Annotated in this window: 9 protein-coding genes and 1 pseudogene; all 10 read left to right on the top strand. The window is 72.8% G+C overall.

Annotation, left to right across the window (positions count from 1 at the left end; all coding sequences use genetic code 11):
• The first annotated feature begins 57 nt into the window (after nt 1-57).
• The 10 genes and pseudogenes from ACVWNX_RS12225 (at nt 58) to ACVWNX_RS12180 (ending at nt 14561) form a co-directional block, all read left to right on the top strand.
• Entirely contained in the window at nt 58-2697 is a 2640-nt protein-coding gene (locus ACVWNX_RS12225) for a hypothetical protein (protein ID WP_454413943.1), read from the top strand.
• A gap of 785 nt (nt 2698-3482) precedes the next feature.
• Nucleotides 3483-3902: a toxin-antitoxin system YwqK family antitoxin gene (locus ACVWNX_RS12220; RefSeq protein ID WP_454413942.1), complete on the top strand. Its 420-nt coding sequence runs from the start codon at nt 3483-3485 to the stop codon at nt 3900-3902.
• A gap of 8 nt (nt 3903-3910) precedes the next feature.
• Complete coding sequence (locus tag ACVWNX_RS12215) at nt 3911-4558, top strand: hypothetical protein (RefSeq protein ID WP_454413941.1); 648 nt, start codon at nt 3911-3913, stop codon at nt 4556-4558.
• Between the two features lie 135 nt (nt 4559-4693).
• Nucleotides 4694-4768 (top strand): annotated as a pseudogene (locus tag ACVWNX_RS12210) (hypothetical protein); the annotation flags it as partial.
• Nucleotides 4769-5218, top strand: a complete 450-nt coding sequence (locus tag ACVWNX_RS12205) for a pentapeptide repeat-containing protein (RefSeq protein WP_454413940.1) — start codon at nt 4769-4771, stop codon at nt 5216-5218.
• A gap of 201 nt (nt 5219-5419) precedes the next feature.
• Complete coding sequence (locus ACVWNX_RS12200) at nt 5420-5701, top strand: hypothetical protein (RefSeq protein ID WP_454414729.1); 282 nt, start codon at nt 5420-5422, stop codon at nt 5699-5701.
• Between the two features lie 13 nt (nt 5702-5714).
• Complete coding sequence (gene eccD, locus ACVWNX_RS12195; RefSeq protein ID WP_454413939.1) at nt 5715-7079, top strand: type VII secretion integral membrane protein EccD; 1365 nt, start codon at nt 5715-5717, stop codon at nt 7077-7079.
• Between the two features lie 358 nt (nt 7080-7437).
• The gene (locus ACVWNX_RS12190) at nt 7438-8535 is read left to right on the top strand and encodes a MinD/ParA family ATP-binding protein (protein ID WP_454413938.1); all 1098 of its coding nucleotides are present in this window, start codon (nt 7438-7440) and stop codon (nt 8533-8535) included.
• A complete protein-coding gene (gene eccCa / locus ACVWNX_RS12185; protein WP_454413937.1) occupies nt 8532-12956 on the top strand; it encodes a type VII secretion protein EccCa in 4425 nt (1474 codons plus the stop codon). The genes ACVWNX_RS12190 and eccCa overlap by 4 nt, the downstream gene beginning before the upstream one ends.
• 162 nt (nt 12957-13118) lie before the next feature.
• Complete coding sequence (locus ACVWNX_RS12180; RefSeq protein ID WP_454413936.1) at nt 13119-14561, top strand: DUF6177 family protein; 1443 nt, start codon at nt 13119-13121, stop codon at nt 14559-14561.
• Nucleotides 14562-14589: the final 28 nt, after the last annotated feature.

Below are 14589 nucleotides of genomic sequence, written 5' to 3'. Positions count from 1 at the left end.
CGGGACGCGGGGCCGTGACCGGAACGGGTCGGGTCGACACGGGTACGGGGGTCTGTGGTGAGTGGTGGGGCGATCGATCCGGGGGCGATTCCGCAGTTCACGGGGGATCTGGAGGAGTTGGAGACGCAGCGGGGGGTGCTGCGTGCCGCCGCGGGCCGGTTCCGTGACGCGGGTGCGGACGTGCATGCCCGTTTCCAGGGGCTGTCGGCGTTCTACACGGCTCCGGAGGCGGAGCGGCTGTTCGCGTCGACGGGTCCGGTGAAGTCGGAGACGGACGTGTTCGCGGACCAGTTGGAGGCGGTGACGACGGCGCTGTCGGAGTACGCGGCGGAGGTCCGTCCGATCGACGCGCGGCTCAGGCAGCTCCGGCTGGACGCGACCCGGTTCGTCAGCGGCATCAGCGGCGACGAGCACTGGAAGGACGACGGGGACAAGGTCGGGGAGAACAACGACCTGGTGAAGGACGTGAACGCGGCGGTGGCGGCGTTCTGGGCGGCGGAGCGGACCTGCGCCAACAAGATCACGGCGTTGGTGTGCGGGACGCACTTCGTCGCGGACGACGGTTCGGGCGCGTCGGACATGTACGGGTTCGCCGGGGGCGACCTGGACAAGGTCCAGGAGCTGCCGTGGGGTTCCCGGGTGGAGGAGTCCCATCGGTGGTGGGAGGTCCACCACCATGCGGGGTCCTTCCTGAAGGGCGTCTTCGTCGACGGGTTGTGGGGGACGGTCCGTGGCCTGGGCACCCTGGTGGGGGTCGACGGCTGGGACGCGGCGGGCCAGGCGTGGACGGGGCTGGCGAAGGTCGTGACGGGCCTGGCGGTCTCGGCGGTGCCGGTGGTGGGGGTGGCGTACTGGACGGTGCCGGAGGACGGGCTTCCGGCGTGGTTGCGGGACTCGCGGACGGCGGTGAAGGAGACAGGCAAGGCGCTGGTGGCCTGGGACCAGTGGGGGACGAACCCGTCGCGGGCGGCGGGTGCGGCCACGTTCAACGTGCTGACGACGGTGTTCACCGGCGGCGCGGGCGCCGTGGCGAAGACGGGTTCGGTGGCGCGGGTGATCGGGGCGCTCGGCAGGACCGGCCGCCTCCTCGATCCGGTGACCCACATCGCCAGGGGCGGCAAGGTCGTCACGGTGAAGGTCGGCGATCTGCTGGCCGGTTTACGACAGACGGACGCGGGCGCACGGATCGAGGTCCCCGCGTCCGCCACCCCAGCGGCGGCTACGGCCGCCCCAGCCGCCCCGGCCGCCCCGGCGGTGGGCGCGGGGGCCCCGGTGGCGGGCGCGGGAACCGCCCCCGATCCGGCGCACACCGTGCGACTGCCGGACGACGCCACCGGCGCCCCCCAGTACCTGGACACCCGCACCGGCCAGATCCTCGACACCACCGGCACCCCGAAGCCCGACACGATGCCCCGCGACATCACCAACCCCGACCCCCACCCCACCACCAGCCCACAGACCCCACCGGTGCGCGCCGAGACTCCGGCCCAGATCGGGGCCCGCGAACCGGCGATGGCGGGCGGCGCGCCGGGGGCGAGCGCCGGTGCCGGCGCTGGCGTTGGTGCGGGGGGTGCCGTCGGGGCGGGGGGTGGCGGGGTTCCGCCGGGCGGTGCGGTTCCGGGGGGCGGTGCCGCACCCGGTGGTGGTCCGGTGACCGGCGGCGGCGCGGCTCCTGGTGGCGGTGCGCTGCCGGGTGGAACGGCGCCGGGCGGGGGCGCTCCCGGCGGGGGCGATCTGCCCAGGGGCGGAGCGGACGGAATGGATACGGCGGCAGGCGGCCGCCACAACGATGAGCCACCAGTTGGCGTTACGCGTGACCCCGCGCCAACCCCGACTGCGGATGGCCCGTCTGGTGGGGGACGTACGGACGACCGTGTTCTGCGCGGTGACGGAGACACAACGGATGGGTACGGCGACGACGCCTCGAAGCCGCCAGCCGGGCACCAACCAGGTACAGGCAGGCCCGGAGCGGACGACGCTTCAGTGGGAGGCCCTGGTGACGTGGGCGGCATTGGCACGGGCAACCCTCTCGCCCATCTACCGGGTGCGAACGAAGGGCGCTTCACCATCGGAGAGGCGACTGTAAGGCCACTGCCCGGGGTGATGCGGGCAGACCAGGAAGCCGGATTCACCGCAGTACTTGACCGTCTGAAGGTGAAGCCGCAGGACCAGCAGAAGATTCTGGTGCAACTCAGGAAATCGGATTACGGCCAAGGAGTGGCAGAACTCATCGCTAGTGGAAAGTTCACAGAAAGTCCTGGAATCTCGCAAGTGCTCTCTGACTGTAAACAGAAAACAATGATTCCGGCCGCCTATCAGGCGCTTTCCCATGCAGATGATTTGCTCAGGGGTGGCGCCACGGGGCTGGGGTTTGAGCTCAAGCTCCCCAAGAGGGATCTCGACTTGGACGTATTTTTGGAAAATGGCGGGAAGGTTGATGCGGGATGGCAGCTTAAAAATGTGAAATCGATTGCTGGAGTCAAGTCGGCAGTGGATGGAATTGCTGACAAGCAGTTGAAGGGTGAAGTGGACAGGAAGGTTGCAATTCTGGAGGTCAACGATGAAATGGCGTCGCTGACTGATCGGATCCTTAGGAGTGTGGAGCGTTCGGCAAAAGAAACGGGTGCAGTATTTGAGCTGCGATTCCGCGATGGCTCTGTTACAGTTCACCCTGGTCAGCCTCTAATGAATCAGTAAGGATCTACCGTGTCTCTTCTGCTTCGCGCGCCCGAGCAGGTAGCTTCGTGGGTGTGGGACCTTGATGACGTTATTCCTGCCGGACTCCAGCCTGCTTTGGAGAATGCTGGTCGAATGTCGGATGTCTTGCTGCAGCACGGCCTTCTTGAGCCAGCCGGGATGGAGTGGAGTTGGTTTGTTTCAGGTCGAGGTGGGATTGGTGTTTGGACGGAATTGGTCCTCCCCGCAGGTCTAGCTGACAGCGCCGACCTGGCTCAGAGAGTTCTTCGGTGTAGGCCAGTTGGATTCGATTCGGTTGAGCCTTCGAACATCCTCGTCACGGGGGACGGTGACTGGTACGACGAAGAGGGCTACCCGCATAGGCAGCGGCGGCTGGTGGAATTGTCCGTGAGGCCCGGCCGCCTGGGTCCGTTGGCTGAAGTTTCTGTCTTCCATGACATCTGGGGTGAGTGTGACTTCCGGGGTCGACCGCACCCAGAAGTGTGGCGGCGCAACGCACCTCGCTTGGCTGCTGCCCTCAAAGCGCTCGATGAGCTGCTTGGAGTCCCCTGTGGGGAAGGTGAGCCGACCTACTTCGGTTCTGCCGAGGGGTATGGGGTCGCGCCGCCAGACCTTATTGACGGATTGGGTCCAGACCTTACGGATCGCTTGTGAGTGGCAAAACTTCTCGGGATTTCCTGAACAAGCTTCGCGCGGAGAGCTTTCATCAAGGATGGCTGAGATTCCTATGCGCGTCGCTGGTTCGATTATGAGTGATCTGATGTCGAATTAATTTTCATCCCACCGTGGCCCTGGAGGCGATGGCTCATGGAGGTGGAGGCTTCTTGAAGGCTATGCCGGAGATCATCGAAATTGATGATCCTGATGTGGATATCGACGATGGCTTGCGTCTCCACTACAAGGGTGAACTCTATACGGGTGAAGTGACGGAACATCTTGGTGATGCGCTGGTCAGCCAGGAGACCTATGTTGCGGGACGGCCCAACGGTCCCGCTCGGCAGTGGTATGAAGACGGGACGCTCCGGTTCGAAGGAACCCACATCGGAGGTCGACTGAAAGGGGAGTTCAAGGAGTGGCATCCTCACGGGGTTCTGAAGTCCCGGAAGGTCATGAGTGACAATGGGATGTCGCTCTTGGAAGAGGCTCACTGGGACGAGGACGGACGGCGGATGATCCAGTCCGACCGTCATCCGTCTCCTAGGTGATCCCGCGGATGTCGCTTTTGATGCGTGCGCCGGAAGAGGTTGCCTCGTGGGAATGGGACCTCGAAGGGGTCTCTGCTGTCGGTCTGCTGCCTGCTCTTGAGACGGCGGCCCGTATGGCGGTGGTTCTGGCTGAGTGCGACCTTCTCGAACCCAGCGCCCTTGAGTGGGATTGGTTCGTTCCGGAGAAGGGCAGCATCGGCGTGTGGACCAGGCTGGCCCTGCCGTCCGGAGCGTTGGACGCTGTCGGTCTCGCGCAGTCTGTCTCCCAGTGCCGACCCTCCGGTTTCGCTACCGCCGAGGCCGTCGACATTCTTGTCGCGGGGTACGGAAACTGGTTCGACGAGGAGGGGCGCGCCCATCGGGAGCGAGGTCTGGTCGAGCTGTTGGTGATGCCCGATGAGCTTGGTCCTTCCGCCCAGTTGGCTGTGCATCATGACATCTGGTCCGAGTACGACTTCCGTGGGCGTCCCCATCCGGAGGTGCATCGTCGTAACGCGCCTCGGCTGGCAGCCGCGTTGAGTGCTCTGGACGACCTGTTGGGTGTGTCCTGCGACCCCGGTCCGCCCACGTACTTCGGTTCTGCCGAGGGGCACGGTGTCGCGGGTCCGGATCTCCTCATCGATGGTCTCGCGCTGGACAGGACGGACCGGCTGTGAGGCGGGCTCGGCCGCGCGTCGGTGCCGTGGTGCCGGCCCGTCACGAGGGCGTGCCGGATGCGCTCCTTGTGAGAGGAGAGGTGGTCCCCAGTCGTTCCTGGGCGCGGTCCCCATGACGAGTGCTTCCGAGGGGTCGACGCCGTCGGGCGTGACCTCACCGGGGCGGACCTCTCCGGGGGTGACTTCAGCGAGTCGTGGTTCACCGACGCCGTGATGCGTGATGTCAGGCTCGTCGGCGCGGAGTTGTACCGGTCGGACATGCAGGGGGCTGATCTCACCGGAGCGGATCTGACGTCCGCCTCGCTGGTCCGGGTGAACCTCGACGACGCGGTGCTGGCGGGTGCCGTTCTCGACGGCGCGGACCTCGTGAAGGCGTCCCTCTACGGGGTGGACGCGAGGGGCGCGCGCTGCCGGGGCACACGGTTCCGGGGAGCCTCCCTGCTGGACGTGGACCTGCGGGGCGCGGACCTGACGGGGGCGGTCGTCGACCAGAACTCCTTCAAGGCCCGGGTGGACGCCCGTACGGTGTGGAACGGCTTCACCGGTTCGCTGTTCGGGCCGGTCGAGTTCGTCGACGGGGAAAGCGTCCGGACGATCGCCGGTGCGGAGCTCGCGCGGTGGATCGCCGGGCGCGGGGGAGCGGTGCGCGTTCTACGCTGAGGGGGACGGAGGCGGTACCGGGCTCCCAACACGGCTCGGGGGAAGGCAGGTTGCTCCGGGCCGGGAACGGGTCGCTTCGAGCGGGGCGGGTCGGGGCGGGGCGGGTACGGGGATCGCGGGGACGACGGGGGAGCGGAGCGCGTGGCGGCACAGGATTACGACAGTCAGTTGCTGGAGTCCGTGGTGATCCGGCGGCGGCGCATGCGGGACGCCCTGCTGTTCGGGCCGGAGCGCTACCGGCGGGCCGCCGACGAGCGGATGGGCAAGCTGGTGGCCGGACTGGTCATCGCCGCCGTGCTCTGCGCGGGCTGCGTCGGCTGGTCGTTCGTCGCGAACCGGCTGATGAAGGACGACGGTGCCAAGTCCTCCGGCCCCGTGGTGGTTTCCCCGGTGGCCGGGACCCCGTACGACGGTCCCCCCGGCCTCCGTCCCGGTCTCACCAGCGGGGCTTCCGGGACCCCTGGTGAGGGAGTCGCCCGATGATAGGTTCGAACGCGTGGTGAGCGGGGGAACGACGAGCCGTACGGCCCTGAGCAGGATCACCCTGGTCGGTGAACGACGGCGCATGGACCTGGTGTTGCCGTCCAGGGAACCCATCGGACGGTTACTGCCCGAGATCATCGGACTGCTCGACGACCGGGTGGCCACGCAGCCGCGACTGCGGCACCTGGTGACCGCCGACGGTTCCGTCCTCGCCCAGGACAGCACCCTGGAGGACGCGGGCGTGTCCGACGGCGCGGTGCTGCGCCTGGTGCGCGTCCAGGACGCGCCCTCCGCCCCGGTCGTCCACGACGTCACCGACGAGGTCGCCGAGGACCTGGACGTCCGGGCCTGGCGCTGGCGTCCCGCCGCGCGACGGGTCACCGCCGGAGCCGGACTGGTCGGCTGGGCGCTGGCCGCCGGGCTCTTCGCCCGGGGCGCCCTCGACACCCGCACGGTCGCCGCCGCGCTGCTCGGCACGGCCTTCGTCGCCGGTGGCGGCGGGGCGTTCGCCGGCCGCCGGGGGAGGACGGGTCTGGCCACCGCGCTGCTCGCCGTCGCGGGAGCCGTCGCCGTGCTCGGCGCCTGGACCCTCGCGGACGCCCGGGGCTGGGACGCCACCGTCCGGCTCGGTGCGGTCGCCGTGGCCGTCGTCGTCTCCCTGGCGCTGCTCGGGACGTTCACCCCGTTGGGGCGCGGCGGGCTCGTCGGCGCCGCCGCGACCCTGGTGACGGGGACGGTGTGGGCGGCGGTCGCCGTCACCCAGGACGGCGCGCTGACCCCGGCCCAGCAGGCCCGGACCGGGGCCGTCCTCGCGGTGGTCTCGGTGGTGCTCCTCGGACTGCTGCCCCGGCTCGCCCTGTCCGCCGCCGGACTGACCGGCCTGGACGACCGCCGTTCCCGTGGTGCCTCCGTCAGCCGCTACCAGGTGTCCACCGCGCTCGGCGCCACCCACCGGGGCCTGGTGCTGGCGACCGTCGTGGTGGCGGTGTCCGGGGCCGCCGCCGCGGTCCTGGCGCTGAGCGACCCCGATGTGTGGACGGTCCTGCTGGCCGTGGACACCGCGCTGGTGCTGTGGCTGCGGGCCCGGGCCTTCCCGCTGGTGGCCGAGGTCGTGGTGCTGCTGCTCGCCGGGGCGGCCGTGGCGCTGCGCCTGGTGCTGGTGTGGAGCGGGACGTCCGGACCCGGGGGACCGCTCGCGGTACTGGTGGCGCTCGCGGTGCTGCCGTTGCTGGCCCTGGCCGTCCAGCCGCCCGAGGACGTCCGGGTCAGATTGCGCAGGACCGGTGACGCCCTCGAATCCCTCGGGGTGATCGCCCTGGTGCCGCTGCTCATCGGGGCGTTCGGGGTCTACGGGGACCTGCTCGACACCTTCGCGTGAGGGGAAGGGCGGGCACGGGCACGGGTGTGGCGGCGGGCGGCCGGGGCGAGCGGGGCCGCCCGGTGCCGGACGGATCGGATCGGACAGTTCTCGCGGATGCGTGACTCGCCCCAGGGGGTGCGGTGTGGTGGAACGGAACGACTGGCAGGCAGGCGTACTGGGGGAGTTGGGCGCCCTGACCCCGTCGGCGAAGGGGCAGCCGCCGGGAGCGCGGCCCACCGGGAACGGCGCCCCCAGCGGCGTCCCCCCGGAGCCCAAGGCCGCGCCCGCGCCCGCGCCCGCGTCCACAACCGCGTCCGCGCCCGGGCCCGCGCCCACAACCGCGCCCATAACCGCGCCCACGGCTGAGCCCGTACCCGTGCGCGCCCCCGAGGACGTCCGCCCGGCGGGACGGACGCACAGCCCCCCGCCGGGACGTACGGACAACTCCCCGCACAGCCCCCCGCCCGGACGGACGGACAGCCCCCCGGACGCCCGCCCGGCCCAGGCCGGCCCCCCCACCCCGCGCACCGCCTCCGCCCCGTCCCCCGACAGGCTCCCGTCCCCCGACACCGTCCCCGTACTGGGCGCCGGGGCGGGGAAGGCCCGGCTCCGGCACGGCGACCCGTTGCCGCGCCGGGTGCTGCGCACGGCCCGGTACGCCTTCGGCGGTTCCGCCGCGAAGGCCGTCGCGGAGAGCACGGAACTCGTCGCCCGGGTGCAGCAACCCGTCACCACCGGGCGGCAGATCGTCGTCACCAGCATCCGGGGCGGCGCCGGGAAGACCACGGTCACGGCACTGCTCAGCCGGACCTTCAACCACTTCCGGCACGATCCGGTGCTCACCCTGGAGGCCGACGCCGCGCTCGGCACCCTCCCCGCCCGGCTCGGGGTCGACCGGCTGCGCTGGACGTGCGCCGACCTGGCCCCGGTCCTGCGGCCGTCCATGGGGCTCACCGACGTCACCGGGTACCTGGTGCCGCTCGACGACGGCGGCTGGCTGCTGCCCGGCAGCCAGGGCCGGATCGGCGCCCGGATCGACGTCGCCGCCTACCGCGCGGTGACGGTCGCCCTGCGCAGGTACTTCGGGGTGACCCTGGTGGACTGCGACACCCTGCCCGGCGAGGTCGCCCGTACCGCCCTGGACACCGCGCAGGCCCGGGTCCTGGTCGCCCCCGCGACCGCCGAGGGCGTCGCCTCCACCGGCGCGGTCCTGGACTGGCTGGACTCCCTGCCGGTCGCCGTCCTGCCGCGCACCGTCGTCGTGCTGACGTCCCCGAGCCCCGACGCCGCCCCGGACGCCGACGCCGCCGCCGGGGAACTGGCCCGGGGCGGGGCGGGCGTGGTCGTCCTGCCCTACGACCGCCATCTGGCCTCCGGCGGGGTCATCCGCGCCGACCACCTCGGCGCGGCCACCCGGCGGGCGGCGACCCGGCTCGCGGCCGAGGCGATGCGGCGGGCGGTCGGCGCGCGGTGACCCAGCGACTCGTCCACCGCCCGGCCCGTGGCTCCCGGCCGCTGCCGCCGCCCGCCACCCGGGTCGTCGAGGCTCCGCCGAACCTTCCCGAGGGCAAGATCGGCGGTGCCGCCACCACGCTGCTGCCGATGGCCGGGGTGATGGGTTCGGTCGTGATGATGACCGTCATCCGCGACAGCCGGTTCGCCGCCATCGGCGCGATCGTGCTGGTCTTCGCGCTGCTCGGCGCGGTCGCCCTGTTCTGGTCGCAGCGCGGCAGGGCGCAGCGCACCCGCCGCGACCAGCGCGAGCGCTATCTGGAGTACCTGGAGGAGCAGCGCGAGGAACTGGGCGTCGTGGAGCGCAAGTTGCGCGAGCGGGCCCGGCGCCTCAACCCCGCGCCGGGCGCCCTGTACGACGTCGTACGCGATCCGGCCCGGCTGTGGGAGCGGCGCCGCGCCGACCCGGACTTCCTCCGGGTGCGCCTGGGCACCGGTGAGGTCGCCCTCCAGGACCTGGCGCTGGGCCAGAACCCGGGCGGGGTCCTCGCCCCGCCCGACCGGTTCATGGTGAACGAGGCGGGGGCCCTGCTGTCCCGCTTCGCCCGGGCCCGGGACTTCCCGCTGACCGTGCCGCTGGACCGGGCCGGGAACGTCAGCGTCGTCGGCGACCGCGAGGGAGTCCTGCGGGTGGCCCGGGCGCTGCTGACGCACACCGCCGTGCTGCACGCCCCCGACGACGTCTCGCTGGCCCTCGCCGTGCCGGGGGACCGTCTCATCTGGGACGCCGGGCCCCCGGGGGACGCCGAGGAGGCCGGCACCACCACCGTCACCGCCACTGCTGGGGCGACCACCACCGCCGGGGCGACCGGGACGGCCGGGGCGACCGGGACGGCCGGGGCGACCGGGACGGCCGGAGTACCCGGGATAGCCGGAGCGACCAGGACCGCCGAGGCGACTGGGACCGCCAAGCCGACCGGGACCGACGAGGGCTGGGAGTGGGCCAAGTGGCTTCCGCACGTCCTCGACCCCCAGGAGCGGGACGGCCCGGTGGCCGTCCGCCGGATCGCGCCCAGCATGCCGCAGCTCGCCGCCGTGCTCGGCGCCGACCTGCGCCGTCGCGCCTCCTACGCCGCCGAGGTCCGCCGGGGCCTGTCCGACCGGGGCGCGCTGCGGATGGCGAGCCGACTGCTGGTCGTCAGCGACGAGTACGGCGCCAACGCCGTCGAACTGCCCCTCCCCGACTCGGCGGTGGGCCTCGCCGACATGAACGTCACCGTGCTGCACCTGCTCGCCGAACGGGTCCACGAACCCGACGAGGTGTCCGTACGGATCACCGTCACCGGGGACCACGTCACCGTGGAGGACCTGCGGGTCGCCCCCGACCCCACCTCCGCGGCCCCCGAGGCGCGGCCCGACGAGGGGACCCCGGACGCGCTGGGGGTGTCCGGCGCGGAGGGCCTGGCCCGGATGCTGGCGCCCCTGCGGCTGTCCGCCGAGTCCGTCGCCGACGGCACCCCCGTCTCCGGGCCCGTCGACTTCCCCGCCCTGATCGGGGTCACCGACCCCGCCGCCCTCGACCTCGACCGGCTGTGGGCGCCGCGCGGGGAACGCGACTTCCTGCGGGTGCCGATCGGGCTGGACGACCGGCACGGGCCCGTCCTGCTCGACCTCAAGGAGTCCTCCCAACTGGGCATGGGCCCGCACGGGCTGTGCGTCGGCGCGACCGGCTCCGGCAAGAGCGAACTCCTGCGCACCCTGGTCCTCGCGCTGGTCGCCACCCACCCCCCGGAGCAACTGGCGCTGGTCCTCGTGGACTACAAGGGCGGCGCCACCTTCGCGCCCTTCGCCGCACTGCCCCACGTCGCGGGGGTCATCACCAACCTGGAGAACCAGGCGGGACTCGTCGAACGCGTCCACACCTCCCTCGCGGGCGAGGTCAAACGCCGCCAGCAGGTCCTGAAGGACGCGGGCGACGTCGCCGACATCGGCCACTACGCCGCGCTGCGCGCCGAACGCCGCCCCGATCTGGAACCGTTGCCGCACCTGTTCGTCGTCATCGACGAGTTCGGCGAACTGCTCACCGCCAAGCCGGAGTTCATCGACCTGTTCCTGTCGATCGGCCGGATCGGGCGCTCCATCGGGGTCCATCTGCTGCTGTCCAGCCAGCGTATCGAGGGCGGCAAGCTCAAGGGCCTCGACACCTATCTGTCGTACCGGCTCGGGCTGCGGACGTTCTCCCCCGACGAGTCACGCACCGTCCTCGACACCACCGACGCCTTCCATCTGCCGCCGCTGCCCGGCTTCGGCTATCTGAAGGTCGACACCTCCGCCTACACCCGCTTCAAGGCCGGTTACGTCTCCGGGCGCCACCGGGGTCCGCTCCCCGATGAGGCGGAGCAGGCGGGGAAGGCGGGCCCGTCGGTCCTCGCCTACCCGGCGTACAACACCCTGGCCGCCGCGCCGACGGAGGCCGGGGACCCGGGGCCCGCCGCCGTGGTCCGGGAGACCGGCCCGACCCTGCTGTCCGTGATGGTCGGTCAACTCGCCGCCGCCGCGCCGCCGGTGCGCCGCATCTGGCTGCCGCCGCTGCCCGACGCGCTGTCCCTGGACGCCGCCGCCGGTCCGCTCGGCGCCGACGAGCACGGGATGCGGCTCGGCCAGCGGCGGCCCGACCCGATGAGGGTCCCGCTGGGCGTCCTGGACGCCCCCGCCCGGCAGTGGCGCGGCCCCTGGGAACTGGACCTGACCGTGGCGGGCGGACACGCCGCGGTGATCGGCGGCCCGCAGTCCGGCAAGACGACCCTGCTGCGCACCCTCGCCCTGTCCCTGGCGCTCACCCACACCCCCCGCGACGTCGCGCTCTACGGTCTGGACCTGGCCGGTGGCGGACTCGCCGCGCTCGCCGGACTGCCGCACATGGGCGGGGTCGCCGGACGCGCGGACCCGGAGCGGGTGGCCCGGACGGTCGCCGAGGTGCGCGGCGCGCTCGACGCCCGCGAGCGGCTCTTCCGCGACCACGGCATCGACTCGGTCGTCCAGCTCCGCGCGTTGCGCGCCCGGGGACGGCTCGGGGAACTCCCCGCGACCGACGTGGTGCTCCTGATCGACGGGTACGGCGCCCTGCGCGAGGAGTTCTCCGCCATCGACGACGCCGTGGGCGAGGTCCTGCGGCGCGGCGGCGGCTACGGCGTCCACGTGGTGGCGGGCATGCTGCGCTGGAACGACGTCCGGATCGCCGGTCAGTCGATGTTCGGCACCCGGATCGAGCTGCGGCTCAACGACCCCTCCGACTCGGGCATCGACCGCAAGCTCTCCGCGACGATCCCGGCGGACACCCCGGGCCGGGCGCTCACCGACGGCAAGCTCTTCGCACAGGTGGCCCTGCCCCGGATCGACGGCCGCACCGGCCCCACGGCCGGTGGTTCCGGCACCACGACGGCCGGGCCCGCCGGGCCGGGCGGGAACGCCACCACGGGCGGGAACGCCGCCACGGCCGCCGGGCCCGCCGGAACGCCTGGGACGCCCAGGACGCCCGGGGCGACTGGGATGCCCGGGGCGACCGGGGCGCCCGGGGCGACGACCGGTACCGAGGCGGGCGACCCCGGAGCCGCGCTGGAAGACGCGGTCGCCGCGATCCGCGCCACCTGGCACGGGGACCTGGCGCCGCCCGTCCGGGTGCTGCCCACCCGGCTGTCGCCCGCGAAGCTCCCCACCGCGCTCGCCGAGCCCCGCCGCACCCCGATCGGGGTCGACCAGGACGGGCTCGCCCCCGTCCTGCTGGACCTGTTCGCCGAGGACCAGCACCTGCTGGTGCTCGGCGACGACGAGTGCGGCAAGAGCAACCTGCTGAAGCTGGTCGCCGCCGGGCTGATCGCCCGCCACGGGGACGAGGAGCTGGTGTTCGCCGTCTTCGACCCCCGGCGCGGGCTGCGCGCGGTGGTCCCCGAGCCGTACCGGGGCGGCTACGCGCACAACGCCCGGATCTCCGCCGCACTGGCCTCGGGCATCGCCAAGGAACTGGACAAGCGGCTGCCCGACGAGGCCGTCGACCCCGACGCGCCCGTCGACGGCCCGGCCTTCACCGGCCCCAGGATCGTGGTCCTCGTCGACGACTACGACGTCCTCACCGCCGCCGGACAGCAGCCCCTGGCGCCCTTCCTGCCGTACGTCTCCTCGGCCCGGGACATCGGACTGCACTTCGTGGTCGCCCGCCGGGTCGCCGGATGTTCCCGGGCCCTGTACGAGCCGTTCCTGACGGCCCTGCGGGAATCCGGGACGACCGCCCTGGTGATGACCGGGGAGCGCGCCGAGGGACAGCTCTTCCCGGGCCTCCACGCCAGCGCCCAGCCGCCCGGCCGGGGCACCCTGGTCCGGCGCGGGCGCCCCCACCGACTGATCCAGACCGCCCTGGCCACCGACGACGAGACGGACGACGCATGACCGACACCCACCCGGTGACCCCCGTACCGTTCGCGGACCGGGACGCCGTACGCCCGGCAGGCACCCGGTGAGCCCCCGCGCCTTCCGAGGCCCGGGGCACCGCACCACCGACGCGCACCCGGCGACTTCCGCCCCCGCCCCCGCCGGACGGGGTGGCGCCGCGTGACCAAGGACCTCATCGCGCTCACCCCGAAGATGCCCGACCCGCTCTCCCTCCTGGTGGGGCTGCACGCGGGCGGTCCCGGTACGGAGGCGAGGGCCACCGCCGACGGCGCCGTGGTCCAGCTCCTCGGCCCCGGCGGCCGTCCGCTGGTCTCCGTGGAGTCACCGGTCCTGGTCCAGGTGCCCGGCGAGGTCGAACGGCTGCTGGGCCCGGAACAGGCCGCGGCGGCCCCGATGCCGGTGTGGTGGACGGAGGCCCGTGCCTCCGGCGCGGTGCCCGCGGCGGAACCGCTGGCCGGATCGGTCGTGGGACGGCTCGTCCATCTGCTCGGCGGCACGGTGTGGCCGCCCGGCGCGGGCGGCATCGGGGTGGTCCCGGTGGCGGGCGGGCCCGGCGACGACCCCACGGCCGGGACGACCGCGATCGTCGCCGAGGACGCGTTGCCCGCGGTGGACGTGGTCACCGGGTCGACGGTGGTGGTCCTCGCCGACCGTCCCGTGGTCCCGCTGACCGCCTGGCTCTCGGAGGTGCTGCGCACCACCGCCGCCCAGGGCTCCGCGCTCCAGATCGTCACCCCCGCGCACTGCCGCCTCAGCCACCCCCTGCGGACCGCCCTGACCGGCCCGCCCAACCGCTGGGTCGTCCAGCACCCCGACCACGGCTACTACGACGGACTGACGGGGGCGGTGCTGAGTTGGCGGGACGGCACCTTCGCGGCCGTCGCCGACGCCTCCGGCCAGGGCACCCTCGCCGAGGCGTTCCGGCCCGACGGCCCCACCGGGGAACGCCAGCTCGCCGTCACCTTCCGCACCGCCTACCCGCCGGAGGAGGAACTCCTCCTCGGACGTTCCCTGGAACTGGCCTGGCGGACCCTCACCGGCGCGCCCCCGGCGGGCTGGGGAACGGCGGAACCCGTCAACCTGCCGTGGTCGCCCCGCCAGCTCACCGAGACGGCCCGCCGCCGGATGCCGGAGCCGACCCTGATCACGGCGGTCGGCGCCCCCGACCGTCCCGCCCTGGCGACCGTACGGATCACCCGCACCACGGCGGGCGTCGAGGAGGAGGTCAGTCTCGCCGTCGGCTACGGCGACGGCGAACGGGTCCCCCTGGACGCCGTGCGGACGCTCGCCGCCGCCCTGGCGGACGGGGAACACGGCCTGGTCTCCCTGCTGGCCACCCTCCGCCCGGCCCGCCGCGACCTCACCGCGCCCCCGGTCTTCGAGGCGCCGCCCGTCCCGCTGGCGTTCACCCTCGGCCCCGCCGGGGTCCTGGAGACCACCCTGACCCACGCCCGCCGCCCCCCGCTCGCCCTGCGCCCGGTGGAACTGGGCCCGGCGGCCCGGCCGTCGCTGCACTACCCGCTCGGCGACGGCGACCACGCCGAGGCGTGGCACACCCTGGACGTACTGCTGACCCATCTGCGACGCAGGGCGGCGGTCTGACCGGGGCGGTGGCGAACACGCGGCGGCG

The organism is Streptomyces sp. JNUCC 64 (assembly GCF_054484115.1).
The sequence above is the reverse complement of the archived record's forward strand: the minus strand, read 5'-3'. Positions and strand labels throughout refer to the sequence as shown.